This window comes from Streptomyces sp. AC512_CC834 (genome assembly GCF_019049325.1).
In the GTDB taxonomy this organism is placed as follows: Bacteria; Actinomycetota; Actinomycetes; order Streptomycetales; family Streptomycetaceae; genus Streptomyces.
Map to the genome: position 1 here is coordinate 132,931 of NZ_JAGMUO010000011.1, position 17,844 is coordinate 150,774.

The 17,844-nt window shown below is 70.9% G+C and carries 14 protein-coding genes; 9 read left to right on the forward strand and 5 right to left on the reverse strand.

The features are described 5' to 3' along the window. Positions 1-320: 320 nt before the first annotated feature. From KUM40_RS02470 to KUM40_RS02505, 8 genes are all read left to right on the forward strand, one after another. The gene (locus KUM40_RS02470; protein WP_217162288.1) at positions 321-4,358 is read left to right on the forward strand and encodes a nitrate- and nitrite sensing domain-containing protein; all 4,038 of its coding nucleotides are present in this window, start codon (positions 321-323) and stop codon (positions 4,356-4,358) included. Between the two features lie 9 nt (positions 4,359-4,367). After that, positions 4,368-4,781 (forward strand): roadblock/LC7 domain-containing protein, encoded by a 414-nt coding sequence (locus tag KUM40_RS02475; RefSeq protein ID WP_217162474.1) that lies wholly within the window; start codon positions 4,368-4,370, stop codon positions 4,779-4,781. A gap of 111 nt (positions 4,782-4,892) precedes the next feature. Next, positions 4,893-5,291: a DUF742 domain-containing protein gene (locus KUM40_RS02480; protein WP_003973454.1), complete on the forward strand. Its 399-nt coding sequence runs from the start codon at positions 4,893-4,895 to the stop codon at positions 5,289-5,291. Next, positions 5,272-5,847, forward strand: a complete 576-nt coding sequence (locus tag KUM40_RS02485) for an ATP/GTP-binding protein (RefSeq protein ID WP_030188517.1) — start codon at positions 5,272-5,274, stop codon at positions 5,845-5,847. The genes KUM40_RS02480 and KUM40_RS02485 overlap by 20 nt, the downstream gene beginning before the upstream one ends. Positions 5,848-6,248: 401 nt before the next feature. After that, positions 6,249-9,581, forward strand: coding sequence for a nitrate- and nitrite sensing domain-containing protein (locus KUM40_RS02490; RefSeq protein ID WP_217162290.1), 3,333 nt, complete (start codon positions 6,249-6,251; stop codon positions 9,579-9,581). A gap of 11 nt (positions 9,582-9,592) precedes the next feature. Continuing rightward, entirely contained in the window at positions 9,593-10,006 is a 414-nt protein-coding gene (locus tag KUM40_RS02495; RefSeq protein WP_030948713.1) for a roadblock/LC7 domain-containing protein, read from the forward strand. Positions 10,007-10,100: 94 nt separating this feature from the next. Continuing rightward, complete coding sequence (locus KUM40_RS02500) at positions 10,101-10,673, forward strand: DUF742 domain-containing protein (RefSeq protein ID WP_217162292.1); 573 nt, start codon at positions 10,101-10,103, stop codon at positions 10,671-10,673. Beyond that, the gene (locus tag KUM40_RS02505; protein WP_009314218.1) at positions 10,654-11,235 is read left to right on the forward strand and encodes an ATP/GTP-binding protein; all 582 of its coding nucleotides are present in this window, start codon (positions 10,654-10,656) and stop codon (positions 11,233-11,235) included. Before KUM40_RS02500 ends, KUM40_RS02505 begins: the two co-directional genes overlap by 20 nt. A gap of 334 nt (positions 11,236-11,569) precedes the next feature. On the opposite strand, the gene KUM40_RS02510 is transcribed toward KUM40_RS02505, so the two are convergent. The 3 genes from KUM40_RS02510 to KUM40_RS02520 all read right to left on the reverse strand — a co-directional run bounded on the left by KUM40_RS02510 (position 11,570) and on the right by KUM40_RS02520 (position 15,877). Then, positions 11,570-11,767 (reverse strand): acyl-CoA carboxylase epsilon subunit, encoded by a 198-nt coding sequence (locus KUM40_RS02510; RefSeq protein WP_123626370.1) that lies wholly within the window; start codon positions 11,765-11,767, stop codon positions 11,570-11,572. A 17-nt stretch (positions 11,768-11,784) separates the two neighbouring features. Continuing rightward, entirely contained in the window at positions 11,785-13,368 is a 1,584-nt protein-coding gene (locus tag KUM40_RS02515; protein WP_217162294.1) for an acyl-CoA carboxylase subunit beta, read from the reverse strand. A 154-nt stretch (positions 13,369-13,522) separates the two neighbouring features. Then, entirely contained in the window at positions 13,523-15,877 is a 2,355-nt protein-coding gene (locus tag KUM40_RS02520) for a polysaccharide lyase 8 family protein (RefSeq protein WP_217162476.1), read from the reverse strand. A 165-nt stretch (positions 15,878-16,042) separates the two neighbouring features. Here KUM40_RS02520 and KUM40_RS02525 point away from each other — a divergent pair, with 165 nt between their 5' ends. After that, a complete protein-coding gene (locus KUM40_RS02525; protein ID WP_217162296.1) occupies positions 16,043-16,600 on the forward strand; it encodes a YceI family protein in 558 nt (185 codons plus the stop codon). Here KUM40_RS02525 and KUM40_RS02530 read toward each other — a convergent pair. Further along, a complete protein-coding gene (locus KUM40_RS02530; RefSeq protein WP_217162298.1) occupies positions 16,587-17,168 on the reverse strand; it encodes an isochorismatase family protein in 582 nt (193 codons plus the stop codon). The two genes, KUM40_RS02525 and KUM40_RS02530, sit on opposite strands and share 14 nt — an antisense overlap. A gap of 4 nt (positions 17,169-17,172) precedes the next feature. Beyond that, positions 17,173-17,835 carry a TetR/AcrR family transcriptional regulator gene (locus tag KUM40_RS02535; RefSeq protein WP_217162300.1) on the reverse strand — a complete coding sequence of 221 codons (663 nt, stop codon included), beginning with the start codon at positions 17,833-17,835 and terminating at the stop codon, positions 17,173-17,175. Positions 17,836-17,844 lie beyond the last annotated feature (9 nt).

A 17,844-nucleotide genomic window follows, 5' to 3' on the forward strand; every position in this document is an offset into this window, starting at 1 on the left:
ACGATTCGCGCACATACATCCGGTTTGCGGGTGATCATCTTCTACGTCTGGTGACTCGACCCTCACGTGCTGTCACGTATCTCACGGCCTGTCCCATGGGCCTTGTTGGAGATCCTGCACTGTGCTGGAATTCCACGGACCGCCGCGGGATCGAGCCGGCGCAAGGGGGCGCACACCAGCGCCGAGCGGCGGCGAGAAGGGGGAGCCAGCGCCGGTCACTCACGACCAACACAGGGGCGTATTCAGGGCGCCCCTATGACGCCGACACCGTGCCCAGCCGTTCACGCGGAGGGGCGCCTGGTCCAGAGGTTGCGACGCTAGTGCAGGGACGTTTCAAGAGGGATGGCAGCGCTTCGGCAGAGCCGGAGCCGCAGGGCGGGACTGGCCCCAAGGCCGTCGGCTCCTCGCCCCAGCACGCCCAGAACCCGGGCCAGGACCAGTCCGGCGACGGCCAGGAGCGCGCCGGTCAGGCGACGGGCCCGTCCGCAACCGGCGAGAAGCCACCCAAGAAGCCGGCCAAGGGCTCGACCGGCCCCGGCCCGCGAATAGCGCTGCGCAACTGGCGGATCTCCACCCGTCTGGTGTCGCTGCTGGCGCTTCCGGTGGTCGCGGCGACCTCGCTGGGCGCACTGCGCATCAACCAGTCGCTGGAAGACATGCAGCAGCTCGAGAACATGAAGCTGCTGACCGAGATGACCAAGCAGGCCACGGAGCTGGCCGCCGCGCTCCAGGAGGAGCGCGACCAGTCCGCCGGCCCGCTGGCCCACGACTCGCAGTCCAGCGCGATCTCCGTCAAGGGCGACCGCGAGCAGACCGACCGGGCCCTGAAGAACTTCCTCGACCAGTCCGAGCAGATCGACGCGGCGAGCAAGGACGGCCAGCTCGTCGGCGTCCGGGACAGTCTCGTCGGCATCGCGAGCGACCTGAACGACCTGACCAAGATCCGCAGCACGGCGTACGAGGCGGAGGACAACTCGACCCAGACGGTCGAGTCCTACCACCGTCTGATCACCCACCTGCTCGACCTCTCCCAGGACATGGCGGAGGCGACCAGCAACTCCGACATGATCCAGCGCACGCGCGCCCTGTCGGCCTTCTCCTCGGCCAAGGAGTACGCGTCCATCCAGCGCGCTGTCCTCGCCGCGGCGCTTCCCGCGAACAACACCAGCAAGGGCGACCTCTCCGAGAACGACCGGCTGTACGCCCAGTCCGCGCTGCAGAGCCAGACGTCCGAGCTGCGCAGCTTCACCAGCATCTACGGCGAGGGCGCGGAGGACGTGCTCAAGCCGATCACCGAGGGCAACCCGGTGATCGAGACGTCCGACCAGTACGCCGGTCGCGCCCTCAGCAGGGAAAACGGCTTGGCGGGCCTGAAGTCCCGGTCCTACCAGGACTGGCTGGACGACAGCTCCACCAAGATCCAGCAGATGAAGAACATCGAGCTGAAGCTGCTGGAGGACATGGAGCAGCAGGCTCGCGAGCTGCGCAACGAGTCCGAGCAGGAGGCCATCCTCTCGGGTGTCCTGATCCTGCTCGTGCTCGGCGTCTCCCTGGTCGGCGCGTTCGTCGTGGCCCGGTCCATGATCCGCTCGCTGCGCCGCCTGGAGGACACCGCGACCAAGGTCGCCCAGGACCGTCTGCCCGAGCTGGTCAAGCAGCTCTCCGAGACCGACCCGCAGGACGTCGACACCTCGGTGGAGTCGGTCGGTGTGCACTCCCGGGACGAGATCGGCCGAGTGGCCTCGGCCTTCGACGACGTGCACCGCGAGGCGGTCCGCCTCGCCGCCGAGCAGGCCCTGCTGCGGGGCAACGTCAACGCGATGTTCACCAACCTCTCGCGCCGCTCCCAGGGTCTGATCCAGCGCCAGCTCTCGCTGATCTCCGAACTGGAGTCCCGCGAGGCCGACCCGGACCAGCTCTCCTCGCTGTTCAAGCTCGACCACCTCGCGACCCGCATGCGCCGTAACGGTGAGAACCTCCTGGTCCTTGCCGGTGAGGAGCCCGGCCGCCGCTGGACCCGGCCGGTCCCGCTGGTCGACGTGCTCCGTGCCGCCGCCTCCGAGGTGGAGCAGTACGAGCGCATCGAGCTGGCCTCCGTGCCGACCACCGAAGTCGCCGGCCGTGTGGTCAACGACCTCGTGCACCTGCTCGCCGAGCTGCTTGAGAACGCGACCTCGTTCTCCTCGCCGCAGACCAAGGTCAAGGTCACCGGTCACGCGCTGCCCGACGGCCGCGTGCTGATCGAGATCCACGACACCGGTATCGGCCTCTCGCCGGAGGACCTGGCCGCGATCAACGAGCGGCTCGCCTCGCCGCCCACCGTGGACGTCTCCGTCTCCCGCCGCATGGGTCTGTTCGTGGTCGGCCGCCTCTCGCAGCGCCACGGCATCCGCATCCAGCTCCGGCCGTCCGACTCCGGTGGTACGACCGCGCTGGTCATGCTGCCCGTCGACGTCGCCCAGGGCGGCCGCAAGCCGCAGCCCAAGCAGGGTCAGTCCGCGGGCAACGGCGGTCCCGCCGCCGCGCAGGCCGCCGCCGGTGTCGCCGCTGCCCGCCGTGGTGGCCAGGGCGGCGGTGCCCTCGCGGGCAGCGGTGCCTTCGGCGGTGGCGGTGCCCTCGGCGCCGGTGCGCCGGGCGGCCGGCTCGGTGCCGGTCCGGGACCGCGGGCCGCACTGCCCGGGCGCGACGCGGGCGGTTTCCCGGGTGCGCCGGGTGGCGCGCGCGGGCCCCAGTCCCCGGCGGGTCCGGGCCAGCAGAACCGACCGGCTCCGGCCGGCGCGGGTGCCGGTGCTGGTGCCGGTGCCGGTCAGGCGCCCGGTGCTCCGCAGGGCCTCCAGGCCGCGGGCATGAACGCGGCGCAGGGCAACGCCTCGCAGGCCAACGCATCGCAGGGCCAGGACATGTTCGGCGGCGGACGCGGTCCCTCCGCGCCCCCGCAGCGCGGCAAGCGCCGGGGCAACGGCAACGGCGACGCCGAGCAGGGCCGTCGTCCGCAGCTACCGCCGCGTGGCGGTCCGCGGGCCGAGCTGCCCGGCGGCAACCCGCAGCCGCGCGTGCCGAGCTGGAGCGACGAGAACGCGCAGCCGCCCGTGCCGCGTGCCTCGCTGGACGCCCCGCGCGGCCACGACGAGCCGGACAGCTCCCGCACCGGCCGGACGCCGCGCCACGACGAGCGGCAGGGCCCGGGTTCGACCGCGGAGATGCCGGCGGTGCCGCGGTTCGGCGAGCCCCAGTCCCCCGCCGCCACGGCCGAGTTCGCCCGCCCCGACTTCGACGCCCCGGCACCGCGCCGGGACGAGCCGCAGAACACGGGCCAGTTCGCCCAACCCGGCCAGAACCAGTACGAGCAGGATCAGTACGGCGGCCAGGACGACTACGGCCAGGACCAGTACGAGCAGGATCAGTACGGGCAGGGTCAGTACGGGCAGGGCCGGCAGGGTCAGAACAACCAGTACGGCCAGGGCGGCCAGGGCGGCTTGGACTCCCCGCAGAACGACCAGTTCGCGCGGCCCGAGCCGGGCGCCCCGCAGCAGGGCGGCGGAGCCTTCGTCCGCTCGGACGTCTTCGGCGGCGGCCAGCCCTCGCAGGCGGCTCCGAACGACCCCGCCCAGGCCGACCGGTTCCCCGGCGCCCAGGGCTACGACAACGGCTCCACCGGACAGCACAACCTGCCGGGCCGTCAGAACCCGGCCGCCACCGGCCAGTTCGAGCGCCCGCAGGCGGGCGGCACGCACGGCGGGAACGACTTCGGCGCCCCGCGTCCGCCGGCCCCGCAGCGTCCGGCCCCGCAGCGTCAGGCCCCGCAGCGCCCGGCCCCCCAGGAGCCCGCGGGCCAGAACGCCAACGGCACTCCCCCGCAGCAGCGGCCCGCAGACGGATGGGCGCTGCCCCCGGCCGCCGGTCCCGGTGACGGACGGACGCCGCTGTACGACACGCTGGAGACCAACTGGTTCCACGGCGACCGCGAGGCGAGGGCGCAGCAGGCCGCCCCGGCCGCGGCCCCGGAGCCGCAGGCCACCCAGCCCCAGACCCCGGCGGCCCCTCAGCGGCCCGCCACCTCCGCCTGGCGCAGCTCGCCGAACGACGATCTCGTCCGGCAGGCGGAACGCGTCCGGCAGCCGGCCGCGGGCGGAATCACCACCTCCGGCCTCCCGCGCCGGGTACCCCGGGCCAACCTCGTCCCGGGGACGGCTCAGCAGCAGTCGCAGCAGAGCGGTCCGGCGGTTTCGCGTGCGCCCGACGACGTGCGCGGCCGGCTGACCAATCTCCGTCGGGGAATCGCACAGGGCCGTCAGGCCGGTACCGGTAACGAACAGACCGGCAGCTATCCGCGGCCCACTCACCAGCAGGAGCGTTAGTTGAGTCCGATGAGCCAGGCGGCACAGAACCTGAACTGGTTGATCACGAATTTCGTGGAGAACACCCCAGGGGTGTCCCACACGGTCGTCGTGTCCGCCGACGGACTCCTTCTGGCCATGTCGGAGGGCTTCCCGCGCGATCGCGCCGACCAGCTCGCGGCCGTCGCCTCGGGGCTGACCTCGCTGACCGCGGGGGCGTCCCGCATCTTCGAGGGCGGCAACGTGGCACAGACGGTCGTGGAGATGGAACGAGGGTTCCTTTTCCTCATGTCCGTCTCGGACGGCTCGTCCCTCGCCGTCCTCGCGCACCCGGAGTGCGACATCGGCCTCGTCGGCTACGAGATGGCGCTCCTGGTCGACCGCGCGGGTGCGGTCCTCACACCCGACCTGCGCGCTGAACTACAAGGCAGTCTGCTCCACTGATCGGATCCGGCACCACCCGTGTTACCAAATCACCGTCCGGCCGCCACAATCCCCCCACCGGCCTCGTCAGACGGCTTGACTGACCGACTTGCTGTCCCGCCCGGAGGATTCATGACCCCGCCCACCGCCTCTCATGATCCGTACGCGGAGCCGTACGAGGACGAGGGCGACCAGCCGCTGGTACGTCCCTACGCGATGACCGGTGGCCGGACCAGGCCGCGCTACCAGCTCGCCATCGAGGCGCTGATCAGTACGACGGCCGACCCGGCAGCGCTCATGGGGCTGCTCCCCGAGCACCAGCGCATCTGCCACCTGTGCCGCGAGGTGAAATCGGTGGCCGAGGTGTCGGCCCTGCTGGCGATGCCGCTCGGTGTGGCGCGGATCCTGGTCGCGGACCTCGCGGAGGCCGGACTCGTCGCCATTCACCAGCCTGGCGGAGACGAGAACAACGGCGGTGCGCCTGACGTGACACTGCTCGAAAGGGTGCTCAGTGGACTTCGAAAGCTCTGACGGAGGCCGGGCGACCACCTCCGCGAAGATCGTGGTGGCCGGCGGCTTCGGCGTCGGCAAGACCACGTTCGTGGGCGCCGTCTCCGAGATCAATCCGCTGCGCACCGAGGCCGTGATGACCTCGGCCAGCGCCGGGATCGACGACCTCACACACGCCGGGGACAAGACGACCACGACGGTCGCCATGGACTTCGGCCGCATCACGCTCGACCAGGACCTGATCCTGTACCTGTTCGGTACGCCGGGCCAGGACCGGTTCTGGTTCATGTGGGACGACCTGGTGCGCGGCGCCATCGGCGCGGTCGTGCTGTGCGACACGCGCCGGCTGGCCGACTGCTTCCCGGCCGTCGACTACTTCGAGAACAGCGGTCTGCCGTTCGTCGTCGCGCTCAACGGCTTCGACGGGCAGCAGCCGTACAACCCGGACGAGGTGCGCGAGGCGCTGCAGATCGGTCCGGACACCCCGATCATCACGACGGACGCCCGGCATCGCGCCGACGCCAAGTCGGCACTGATCACGCTGGTCGAGCACGCGCTGATGGCCCGCCTGCGGTAGGTCCACGGGCGGTCACAGCCAAGTCGGCAGGGTCTACGTCACGTGGCGTAGACGGGACGGAGCCGACTGTGTCCTTTGACACGGTCGGCTCCGCTGTTCATAACGTTTCGGCAGAGGAATCGGGTGGTATCGACACGCGACGCGGTCAACTGGTCTCGCTGCGCGCACGAATGCCCCGTCTTTTGACGGGCCTCGCTCTTTATGACCGTTTTACGTGGGGCTTACATCACGTGTAACCCCCGCGTTCCACTGTTTGGAAGAGCGCTGGTCGCCGTGCTGGAATGCCGGAACCGTCCAATGGTCGAAGACGTACTCAGCAGTAGCACGTACTCGATGACGGACCGGGTTCTGAGACACAGCGGCACGACACAGGTGCCGACCGCCGAGAGGTTGTTGGTCGAGTGAGGCGAAGCAAGAACAGTCCCGAGCCATCGGCCCGGGGCAACTTCACCCCGCCGCCGCGCACAGCGGCGCCCGCCCCCGCGCCCACTGCGGAACCCAAGGCCGAACCCGCGCCGAGCGGCGGCCGGTTCTCGCCGCGCAACTGGCGGGTGGCCACCCGGCTGAACGCGATCCTGCTCATACCCGTGCTGGTCGGCCTCGTCATGGGCGGCTTCCAGGTGAAGAGCTCGATCGACACCTGGCAGGACGCCCAGGACGCCGAGAGCACCGCGCGCCTGGTACGGGCCTCCCTCGGCTACGCCAACGCCCTCTACAACGAGCGCGACATCACCGCGGCCCCGCTGCTGCAGGGCAAGGGCGAGAAGGACACGACCGTCACCCAGGCCCGTGAGGCCACCGACGAGGCGGCCGACGCGTTCGACGTGGCGGCCCAGGGCATGCCCGGCAAGGCCGGACTGGAGCGCCGGCTGAAGGTGTTCCGCGAGCAGGAGCCCAAGCTCCAGACGCTGCGGGCGGCCGCGTACACCTCCAAGCTCAAGGGCGTGGAGACCGAGGAGGGCTACACCGGCATCGCCCACCCCCTGATGGAGTTCGCCAACGAGCTCGGTCTGGGCACCGGCAACATCACCTCCTACGGCCGTACCGTCTACGCGATCTCGCTGACCAAGGCCGCGCTCTCCCTGGAGCGCTCCATCGGCATGCACATGCTGGTCAAGCCGGGTCCTGAGCCCAGCCACCTCGCCAGCCAGCGCGTCGCCCTCTCCTCGTACGCCTATCTCGAACGCATCGCGATCGAGGAGTACATCGGCGGCGGTACCGAGGCGGACGCGCAGAAGCTCGAGGACGCCGAGGCGAAGCTCAAGAAGGACGGCGCGGCCATGGCCAAGGAGGCCAAGGCCAAGGACCCGGACTACGTGCCGCCGCCGGCCAATCCCACCACGATGATCTCGGAGCTGGCCGGGCTCGAGTCCACGGACACCAGTGCGCGGGCCGAGCTGGCCGGGCAGGGCATCACGCCGGAGAACTGGTGGGCGGTCAACACCCTCAAGTTCGACGCGTACCAGAAGATCGAGTCGGACCTGGACGACAGGGCGGTGTCCGAGGCGTCCACGATCGCCGACGACGCCGAGCGCGACGCCTACATCACGGGTGCCGCGGTCGTCATCGCGCTGCTCGCCGCGTTCATCCTGGCCGGCATGGTGGCCCGCCAGATGAGCCGCTCCATGCGCCAACTGCGCAACGCCGCCTTCGGCATCGCCGAGCAGCGCCTGCCGATGCTGGTCGACCAGCTCTCCCGCACCGACCCCGGCCGGGTCGACACCCGGGTGCAGCCGATCCCGATCACCTCGAGGGACGAGATCGGCGAGGTCGCCCGCGCCTTCGACCAGGTGCACCGCGAGGCCGTCCGGCTCGCCGCCGAGCAGGCCCTGCTGCGGGGCAACATCAACGCGATCTTCACCAACCTGTCGCGCCGCAACCAGTCGCTGATCGAGGGCCAGCTCAGCCTGATCACCGAACTGGAGAACAACGAGGCCGAGCCCGACCAGTTGGAGAACCTCTTCCGGCTCGACCACCTCGCCACCCGTATGCGCCGCAACGGCGAGAACCTGCTGGTTCTCGCGGGCGAGGAGCCCGGCCGCCGCTGGGACCAGCCGGTTCCGCTGGTCGACGTGCTGCGCGCCGCCTCCTCCGAGGTGGAGCAGTACGAGCGCATCGAGCTGTCCGGCGTGCCGGAGGCGGAGATCCACGGCCGGGCCGTGACCGACCTCGTGCACCTGCTCGCCGAGCTTCTGGAGAACGCCACCACGTTCTCCTCCCCGCAGACCAAGGTCCGCGTCACCGCGACCCGGCTGCCCGACGGCCGCGTGATGGTCGAGATCCACGACAAGGGCATCGGCCTGACCGCCGAGGACTTCGCCGACATCAACCACAAGCTGGCCAACCCGCCGACGGTGGACGCCGCGATCTCGCAGCGCATGGGTCTGTTCGTGGTCGGCCGGCTGTCCGACCGGCACGGCATCCGCGTCCAGCTCCGCCCCTCCGGCGAGCAGGCGGGCACCACCTCGCTGGTCATGCTCCCGGACGCCATCACCCACGGTGGCGGCGGCGAGCAGCAGCCGCGCGACGAGTTCACCGTCTCGCAGATCATCCCGGAGCAGAACTTCCAGGGCGAGAACTTCGGCCAGGTCGGTCAGCCCATGCGCACCGCCGCCGAGCTGGGCTTCGACGACAGCCGGTACGCCGAGATCCCCGACGACATACGGGAGCTGGACCCGGTCGGCCGCTCGCTGATGCGCGAGGAGCGCCGCGCGGCCCTGGAGGCCCAGTCGCCCCCCGAGCTGCCGGGTCCGGCGGACCACGGCGGCGCCGAGAGCGCCGGGACGCCCGGGTTCCAGGACCGGTTCACCGGTCAGCAGCCCGGCTACGACCCCGGCGGGGACGGCTACCAGGGGCAGCAGCAGAACATCGGGTACGACCAGCAGAGCGGCGGGTACGACCAGCAGTCGGCGTACGCCGATCAGCAGCAGGCCTACCAGGAACCGCGGCAGCCGTCGTACGACGAGCAGTACTACGCGCCGAACGGCGGCCTGCCCGGGAACGAGGGCTACGCGGCCAACGGCGGTTACCCGGACCCCGGCTACCCGCAGCCCGGCCAGAACGGGCAGAACGGGCAGAACGGGCAGCAGCCGGCGGGCTCCGGCTCCCCCTCCCCGGAGAACTACTCGGCCTTCGAACAGCGACGCCACCAGGACGACTGGCCCCAGCAGGACGGATACCGGAACGGCTATCCGGACCAGTACCCCGCGGGTGCTCCTGGGGCGCAATCCGCGCAGGCCGCTGACGTGAACGAGGCGGACCGCGTAGGCTTCGACCGTCCGGGGCCGGCCCCCTCCGCCGCCCACGAGCTCACCGACGCCGGTCTTCCCCGCCGCGGATCCACCGCGAGCGGTGCGGGCGGAGCGGGCGACGCGGGGCACGTGAGCCAGGAGACGCCGGCCGCCGCCCCGGGAACGAACGGCGCGGACACCTGGCGGTCGGCCAACGACGACCGCTGGCAGCAGGCCTCGGCGCTGAGCAAGCCCAAGGCGGGCGGGGTGACCTCCTCGGGCCTGCCGCGACGGGTACCCAAGGCCAACCTGGTCGAGGGCGCCGCCGAAACCACTCCACAGGGAGGCCCCCAGGTCTCCCGCGCTCCGGAAGACGTCCGGGGCAGGCTGAGCAACCTGCGGCGCGGCGTCGAGCGAGGCCGCAACGCAGGCAGTGAAACGAACGGCCAGGGCACGGGGAATGAACACCGTGGTCCTGACAGCACCTACAACCAGGAGCGTTAGTTGTGAGCCCGATGAGCCAGGCGGCGCAGAACCTGAACTGGTTGATCACCAACTTCGTGGACAACACCCCGGGGGTGTCCCACACGGTGGTGGTCTCCGCCGACGGACTCCTTCTGGCGATGTCCGAAGGGTTCCCCCGCGACCGAGCCGATCAGCTCGCGGCCGTCGCCTCCGGTCTGACCTCGCTGACCGCCGGTGCCTCGCGCATCTTCGAGGGCGGCAGCGTGAACCAGACGGTTGTGGAGATGGAGCGCGGATTCCTCTTCCTCATGTCCATCTCCGACGGCTCGTCCCTCGCGGTTCTTGCACACCCCGAGGCGGACATCGGTCTCATTGGGTACGAGATGGCCCTTCTGGTGGACCGTGCGGGCACGGTTCTGACCCCCGATCTGCGGGCCGAGCTCCAAGGGAGCCTTCTCAACTAAAGGACAGACGGTGCGTTTTGGCGTCCCGTGGCCGTAAAGTTTCGGGACGCGGCTCCACAGCGATGGGTGCCAGGCACAGTCGGAGGAGGAAAAAGTGGCAACACCCCCAGGCGGTCCGTCATCGGGCAACTGGTCGTACGGCCCCGGTCAGGGACCGAGCGACGGCTCGGCGAACGGCTACGGCTACCCCTCCGTGCCGCGTCACCGGCAGCCGTACGCGCCGCAGGGCCCCGGCCCTTCGCCGTACGACCAGCCGCACGCTCCGCGCATCCAGCCCGTGCAGCCGCAGCGCCGCACCCCTGAGCCGGCGCCCGCAGGGGCGTCGAACAACCCCCTGGTGCGCCCGTACGCCATGACGGGCGGCCGCACCAGGCCCCGGTACCAGCTCGCCATCGAGGCGCTGGTGCACACCACCGCGCAGCCGCACCAGATGCAGGGCCAACTGCCCGAGCATCAGCGGATCTGCAACCTCTGCCGGGAGATCAAGTCGGTGGCCGAGGTCTCGGCCCTCCTGACGATCCCTCTCGGCGTGGCCAGGATCCTCGTCGCCGACTTGGCGGAGGCGGGCCTGGTCGCCATCCATCAGCCCGGCGGCGACGAGAGCGCCGGCGGCCAGCCAGACGTGACACTGCTCGAAAGGGTGCTCAGTGGACTTCGCAAGCTCTAGCGGAGGGCCTTCCCGCTCCACCACTTCCGCGAAAATCGTGGTGGCGGGCGGCTTCGGCGTGGGCAAGACCACGTTCGTCGGCGCCGTCTCGGAGATCAATCCGCTGCGCACCGAGGCCGTGATGACATCCGCGTCCGCGGGCATCGACGACCTCACCCATACGGGGGACAAGACGACCACGACGGTCGCCATGGACTTCGGCCGCATCACGCTCGACCAGGACCTGATCCTGTACCTGTTCGGTACGCCGGGCCAGGACCGGTTCTGGTTCATGTGGGACGACCTGGTGCGCGGCGCCATCGGCGCGATCGTGCTGGTCGACACGAGGCGGCTCGCCGACTGCTTCCCCGCCGTCGACTACTTCGAGAACAGCGGTCTGCCGTTCGTCATCGCCCTCAACGGCTTCGACGGGCAGCAGCCGTACAACCCGGACGAGGTGCGCGAGGCGCTGCAGATCGGCCCGGACACCCCGATCATCACGACGGACGCGCGGCATCGCGCCGACGCCAAGTCGGCACTGATCACTCTCGTGGAGCACGCGCTGATGGCCCGCCTGCGGTAGCGCCGGCACTCCGCCCACCCTGCGGGCAGCCGTGCCCCTCCCCTTAGCCTGCGGGCAGCCGTGCCCTCCTCCCCCCCCAGCCTGCGGGCAGTCGTGCCGCTGGGGCGGCACCCGTCCCAAAGAGGGCGGCACCCCGTTAGCGCCGGGTTGCGCGACGCCCCCTGCGGCCACCGGGCTGCCGGGGGCGGTTTCGTTGCCGGGTGCGGGTGCGTCGTGGCTTGGCGCGCAGTTCCCCGCGCCCCTAGGTGAGTTGCCTGGCCCGGCGTCGAGCAGGCACCCCCATAAGTAGAAGGCCCCTCCGAAGCGGAGGGGCCTTCTACTTATGGGTTCAGGGTCAGCGCCAGCTATGGGGTGCGCGGAAGCCCGGTTCGCGCTCCAGGCGGCGCCAGCCCGCGCGGGCTCGGCCGCCGCCGTGGGTCGGGGCGATCTCGACGGGGCGGGCCGCGGCGCGGGCCAGGAGGAGGGCCGTGATGGCGGCGACTTCCTCGGGCTCGGCGTGGCCCTTCTCGACGCGGATGTCGGGAGTTGACATGGAGGTGGCTCCTCGGGTCACTGCGGCGGGTTGCCGTGCTTGCGGGAGGGCAGGTCGGCGTGCTTGGTGTGGAGCATCGCCAGGGACTGGACGAGCACCTCGCGGGTCTCCGCGGGGTCGATGACGTCGTCGACCAGGCCGCGTTCGGCCGCGTAGTAGGGGTGCATCAGCTCGGCCTTGTACTCCTTGACCATGCGGGCCCGCATGGCCTCGGGGTCCTCGGCGTCGGCGATCTGACGGCGGAAGATGACGTTCGCGGCGCCCTCGGCGCCCATGACGGCGATCTCGTTGGTCGGCCAGGCGTACGTGAGGTCGGCGCCGATGGACTGACTGTCCATGACGATGTAAGCACCTCCGTACGCCTTGCGCAGGATGAGCGAGATCCGCGGCACGGTCGCGTTGCAGTAGGCGTACAGCAGTTTGGCGCCGTGGCGGATGATGCCGCCGTGCTCCTGGTCGACGCCGGGCAGGAAGCCGGGTACGTCCAGCAGGGTGATGATCGGGATGTTGAAGGCGTCGCACATCTGGACGAAGCGCGCGGCCTTCTCGCTGGCCTCGATGTCGAGGACGCCGGCCAGGGCCTGCGGCTGGTTGGCGACGATGCCGACGACCTGTCCGTCGAGGCGGGCCAAGGCGCAGATGATGTTGCGGGCCCAGCGCTCGTGGACCTCGAGGTACTCGCCGTCGTCGACGAGTTCCTCGATGACCTTGGCCATGTCGTACGGGCGGTTGCCGTCCGCGGGGACGAGGTCGAGGAGCACGTCGGAGCGGCGGTCCGCGGGGTCCGAGGACTCCGCGCGGGGCGGGTTCTCCCGGTTGTTCTGCGGGAGGAGGGAGAGGAGGTAGCGGACCTCGGCGAGGCAGGTCTCCTCGTCGTCGTAGGCGAAGTGGCACACGCCGGACGTCTCGGCGTGCACGTCGGCGCCGCCCAGGCCGTTCTGGGTGATCTCCTCGCCGGTGACGGCCTTGACCACGTCCGGGCCCGTGATGAACATCTGCGAGGTGTCGCGGACCATGAAGACGAAGTCGGTCAGGGCGGGGCTGTAGGCCGCGCCGCCCGCGCACGGGCCGAGCATCACGCTGATCTGCGGGATGACCCCGGACGCCCTGGTGTTGCGCTGGAAGATGCCGCCGTAGCCCGCGAGGGCGCTGACCCCCTCCTGGATGCGGGCTCCCGCGCCGTCGTTGAGGGAGACGAGCGGCGCGCCCGCCGCGATGGCCATGTCCATGATCTTGTGGATCTTCGTGGCGTGGGCCTCACCCAGCGCACCGCCGAAGATCCGGAAGTCGTGGGCGTAGACGAAGACCGTGCGGCCCTCGACCGTCCCCCAACCGGTGATGACACCGTCGGTGTACGGCTTCTTGGCCTCAAGGCCGAACCCCGTCGCCCGGTGCCGGCGCAACTGCTCCACCTCACGGAAGGAGTCGGGGTCCAGGAGCAGCTCGATCCGCTCCCGTGCCGTCAGCTTGCCCTTGGCGTGCTGCGCCGCCGTCGCCTTCTCGCTCGGCCCGGCCAGCGCCTGCGCACGAATCCCGTGCAGCTCGGCCACTCGCCCGCGCGCGTCCGTCGGCTCACCCGGCGCCTCATCCAAAACGGTCATGTAGCGACTCTACGAAGCCGACCAAGGAATGCGAGCCGTCGACTCCTCACAGTCTCCGGCCCGTTTTCCTGGTAGCACCGAACAGAACCCCCACCGCATGCAGCCCTTTCGACTGCTCAGAGGCCCTCAGTCTTGTAGGGGTCGTACAAACCCGTTAGCTGAGAGTCACCTCACATTCATGGGTGGTACATACCACCCCTGGAGTGACGCGGAGGTGCAGTCGGCGGCCTGCAGCGAGGATCCGGACCGTTTCGTCGGCCCGGATCACCGCCCCCACCGGGTGGTCCCAGATGATCTCCACGGGTTCCCCCGAGCGCGGCGGTTCGCTCACGCAGAGCGTAGCCGTACGGCCCCGGCGACGGACCAGGACGCTCGCCCCGGCCGTCGCGGTGAGCGGGCCTGCGGTGCCGGGCTTCCAGAAGTTGGCGGCCGTCAGTCCGAGCGAGCGGGCGGCGACCGCCTGGCACCGGTCGTCGTTGGAGAGGACCGTGAGCCAGTGGCGGTCGGCGGCACGGCGCGCCACCGCCCGTCGGGAGGCGCCCGGCATGAGGACGTACACGTAGCCGGCGTCGGTCGGGTCCGTGCCGTGGTCCAGCCAGAGGGTCTGCAGGCGGCGGGTGCGGCGCTCGGTCGTGCTGGTGGTGTTGATGTCGGACCAGGAGCCGGTGCGGTCCTCGCGCAGGGTCCGCAGTTCGCCGCCCTCGGGCACGATCCAGCCGCCGTGGCCCTCCAGGTGGGCCCAGTGCCGCCCGCGGGCGAGGGCGGGGGTGTGCTCGCCTCCTTCCCCCAGGTTGCGGTTGTCGACGACCGTCTCGACCGGGACGCCGTCCGCGCAGGTGATGCCGGCTCCCAGGCAGGCCACCGCGTCGTCGAGGAAGAACCAGGACTTGCGGGCTTCGAGGGTCGAGCCGAGCCCCTTGAGATGCTGCCCGACGGCCGCGTACTCGCCGTCGGTCGTGCCGCCGACCCAGCGCACGTCCGGTTTGGGCTCGCCCCACTCGCCGCCCGCCCGGTCGGCCAGGCGCTTGGTGGAGACGGTGGTGCCGGGCAGCCGGTACCAGTCGACGGTCGGCCAGAACCAGTCCGTGTATTGATCGGCCCGATCGGCCCGATCCGGAGCAGACCCGTTCGCCCACCAGAGCAGCATCCCCGCGCCGGTGTGCCAGCCGCGCGGGTTCTCGCCGTTGCCGCACTCGTAGTGGGCGATGCGGTCACTGGCCATGGCGAGGGCCGCGGTGAAGGCGGGGCGGCGGTGGACGGCGCGGTCCATGGCCGCGAAGAGGTGGTGTCCGGTGGGTTCGGGCGCGGCCTCGCCGGGCGCGTCGGCGATCGCGTGCAGCCGGGCCAGGTCGGCGACCGGGAACTGGGGCGCGGTGAGCAGGGGGGTGACGGTGTCCCGCTCGATCCAGCCCTTGATCCGGGCGTACCAGCGTTCCCGTTCGGCGTCGCTCGCGCCGCCCGCGAGGACCGCCATGGCGGCGATGAGCTGCTGGCCGTGGAAGTGGTCGCTGCGCATGACGTGCAGGTCGTCGCTCTTGAGGTAACCCCGGCTGATGGCGCGGCCGTTGACCGTGTCCATGGCGAGTCCGTCGTGGATCAGGGGTGCGTAGGCGCGCTCGACGCTGTCGAGGATGATCTGCCGGCCGGGGTCCGTCACCTCCCACTCCGAGCCGGCCAGCAGGGTGAACAGCCGGCCGAGCCCGTCCAGCATGACTTGGCCGTACGTCCCCGAGTAGGCGACCCAGGTGTGCTGGACGAACGAGCCGTCGGCGTAGAGCCCGTCGCCCTTGGTGACGTACGGGAAAACCGGTGAGAGGGCGTCGCGGGCCAGCGCGAGCTTGGCGGGTGCCCGGCCCAGGATGCCGCGCAGCGCGACGGAGCGGCACAGGTCGACGCGGTTGGCGCCGGTGGAGGTGCCGGTGTAGTCGCCGAGCATCGAGTCGGGGACGAAGTGGTCGACGGCGGCGCAGGCGGCGGCGACGCGGTCGGCGCCGAGGTGGTTGTACAGGGCGGCCGTGATGTCCGTCAGGAGCCGGGGGCTGCCGATCTGCCATTCCCACCAGTTGCCGTAGCGGGTGGTGGCGGGGTTGTAGACGGTGGCCGAGAGGTGGTCCAGGCCGCGCAGGATGTCGGTGAGGAGGGCCGGGTCGCCGGTCGAGCCGGTGCCCTCCTGGACGTACGCCTCGGTCATCGTCCACAGGCGTCCGTAGGCGAAGGTGATGCCCGCGGGCGGGTCGAAGGGGTGGTCCGGCCACAGGGACGTGGGGGTGGGGGCCATGGTGGCGCGGTGGTCGCGGGCGCGTTCACCGGTCTCGGCGAGGCGGGAGGCGTACGGCTCGGCGGCCGGGTCGTAGCCGGTGCCAAGCGCGATGTTGAGCCAGCGCAGGCGCAGGGCCTCGTAGGGGTCGGCCGCGGCTGCCGCCCGGGGGACGGACGTGAGGGCGGCGGCCGTCGCCGCGGCGAGCAGGACTGCGCGGCGGGTGGGGGCGGTGGGGCGCTGTGGGGTCATGCTCATGCCGTCTATCACGCCGAGGGGTGGGACGGGAACGGTGCCGCGGCACGTGGTGTGGAGTGGCTGATGGCGCGTGCTTGATGGCGTCATGGAATAGGTCTAGAGTCGAGACCGTTGAACTGGTTGAACATTCAACATCAAGACCTTCTCCGGAGGCTGACCATGACCACCACCCCCGACCTCTCCACGCTGACCGGCGAGTACACCGTCGACCCCGCGCACTCCGCGATCGGCTTCACCGCACGCCACGCGATGGTCACCAACGTCAAGGGCAAGTTCCTCGACTTCACCGGCACGCTGCACCTGGACGGCACGGACCCGTCCCGTTCCACGGCGTCGCTCGACATCACGATGGACAGCATCGACACGGGCTCCCCCGACCGTGACGGCCACCTCAAGAGCTCGGACTTCTTCAAGACGGACGAGCACCCGACGATGACCTTCCGGTCCACCAAGGCGGAGTCCCTGGGCGGCGACGACTACCGCATCACCGGCGATCTCACGGTCCTCGGCACGACCAAGCCGCTCACCATCGACCTGGAGTTCAACGGCGCGGCCAAGGACCCGTTCGGCAACGAGCGCGTCGGCTTCGAGGGCAAGTCGGAGATCAAGCGCTCGGAGTGGGGGCTCACCTGGAACGCGGCGCTGGAGACGGGCGGCGTACTGGTCTCCGACAAGATCAAGCTGAACTTCGACATCTCTGCGATCAGGCAGGCATGACGCCCCGCGCCCCCGGGGAGGGGGCGACGAAGTCCACGTCGGCGGCGGCCCGGACCCGGATACTGCGGCCGGGCCAGCCGATCGTCCGGTAGATCGCGTTGTACTGGGCGATCGAGCGGTCCGCCGGAACGAGGTCGCCGGCGTCCGCCTCGGTCCGCACCGACGTGGTGTGCCCGTCGGCGACGACGAGCAGGTCGTAGCCCCGGCTCAGCGCCTGCCGTGCCGTGGTGTCCACGCAGATCTCCGTGGCGAACCCGGTCACGATCACCTCGGTGACGCCGAGCGCCTTCAGGGTCGCGTCGAGGCCGGTGTGCAGAAAGCCGTCCGGGGTCGTCTTGTCGACGACCGTTTCCCCCTCCCGGGGCGCCAGCTCGGCCACGACCTGCCAGCCCTCGCTCCCGGGCACCATGCCCTCGTCCCCCTGCCGCACGGTCACCACCGGCACCCCGGCCGCTCGCGCCCGCTCGCTCAGTGCGGCGATCGCGGCGACCGTCCCGGCCGCCCGGTGGGCCATGGCGACGGTGGCGTTCTGCATGTCGATGACGAGGAGCGCGGTTCCTGACGGCATGGGCTCACCGTAGTGGTGTGTCCCGGCCCGGCGCCGCCCCGTTTCCGAGCAGGGCGCGCACCTGGTCGAGAGCCTGCCCGAAGGGGTCGAAGGGGTCGGGGAAGACCCCGAGACCGTGCGTGACCAGGGCGCCCTCGTGGAGCAGCATCAGCGTCCGTCCCAGCCGGTCCGCGTCCGCCGTGCCGGTCTCCCGGGCGAGACGGGTGAACAGGTCGAGCATCCACGCCTTCTGCGCCACGATGACCGGGTACGCCGGATGCGCCGGGTCGCCGATCTCGGCGTGCGCGTTGATCATGCTGCACCCCTTCGCCCCGTACTCCGCCGCCCACGCGCGCGAGGCCTCGAAGACCGCCAGGACCCGGGAGACCGGCCCCTGCCCCGCGACCGCGTCCAGCCGGCGGGCGAGTACGTCCCGCCACCGCTCGTCGCGGCCGGCCAGGTACTCGACGACGATCTGCTCCTTCGATCCGAACCGGTCGTACAGGGTCTTCTTGGTCACCCCGGCCTCGGCGGCGATGAGGTCCACGCCCACGGCGTGGATGCCGCGCTCGTAGAACAGCCGCTCCGCCGCCGCCAGCACGCGTCGCGCGCCGGGCGTAAGCCGGACCCGGTACGGCTTCTGCGCCGACTCCACTGTCCCCAGCTCCGTTCTCTCCAGCTCCTCCATACCGCACAA

What these genes read in the sequence shown, in the direction of transcription:
- KUM40_RS02510 (WP_123626370.1), bottom strand. Translation starts at nt 11,767, where the DNA reads ATGTCAACTCCCGACATCCGCGTCGAGAAGGGCCACGCCGAGCCCGAG.
- KUM40_RS02480 (WP_003973454.1), top strand. Translation starts at nt 4,893, where the DNA reads ATGACCCCGCCCACCGCCTCTCATGATCCGTACGCGGAGCCGTACGAG.
- KUM40_RS02475 (WP_217162474.1), top strand. Translation starts at nt 4,368, where the DNA reads ATGAGCCAGGCGGCACAGAACCTGAACTGGTTGATCACGAATTTCGTG.
- KUM40_RS02495 (WP_030948713.1), top strand. Translation starts at nt 9,593, where the DNA reads ATGAGCCAGGCGGCGCAGAACCTGAACTGGTTGATCACCAACTTCGTG.
- KUM40_RS02520 (WP_217162476.1), bottom strand. Translation starts at nt 15,877, where the DNA reads ATGACCCCACAGCGCCCCACCGCCCCCACCCGCCGCGCAGTCCTGCTC.
- KUM40_RS02530 (WP_217162298.1), bottom strand. Translation starts at nt 17,168, where the DNA reads ATGCCGTCAGGAACCGCGCTCCTCGTCATCGACATGCAGAACGCCACC.
- KUM40_RS02535 (WP_217162300.1), bottom strand. Translation starts at nt 17,835, where the DNA reads ATGGAGGAGCTGGAGAGAACGGAGCTGGGGACAGTGGAGTCGGCGCAG.
- KUM40_RS02525 (WP_217162296.1), top strand. Translation starts at nt 16,043, where the DNA reads ATGACCACCACCCCCGACCTCTCCACGCTGACCGGCGAGTACACCGTC.
- KUM40_RS02515 (WP_217162294.1), bottom strand. Translation starts at nt 13,368, where the DNA reads ATGACCGTTTTGGATGAGGCGCCGGGTGAGCCGACGGACGCGCGCGGG.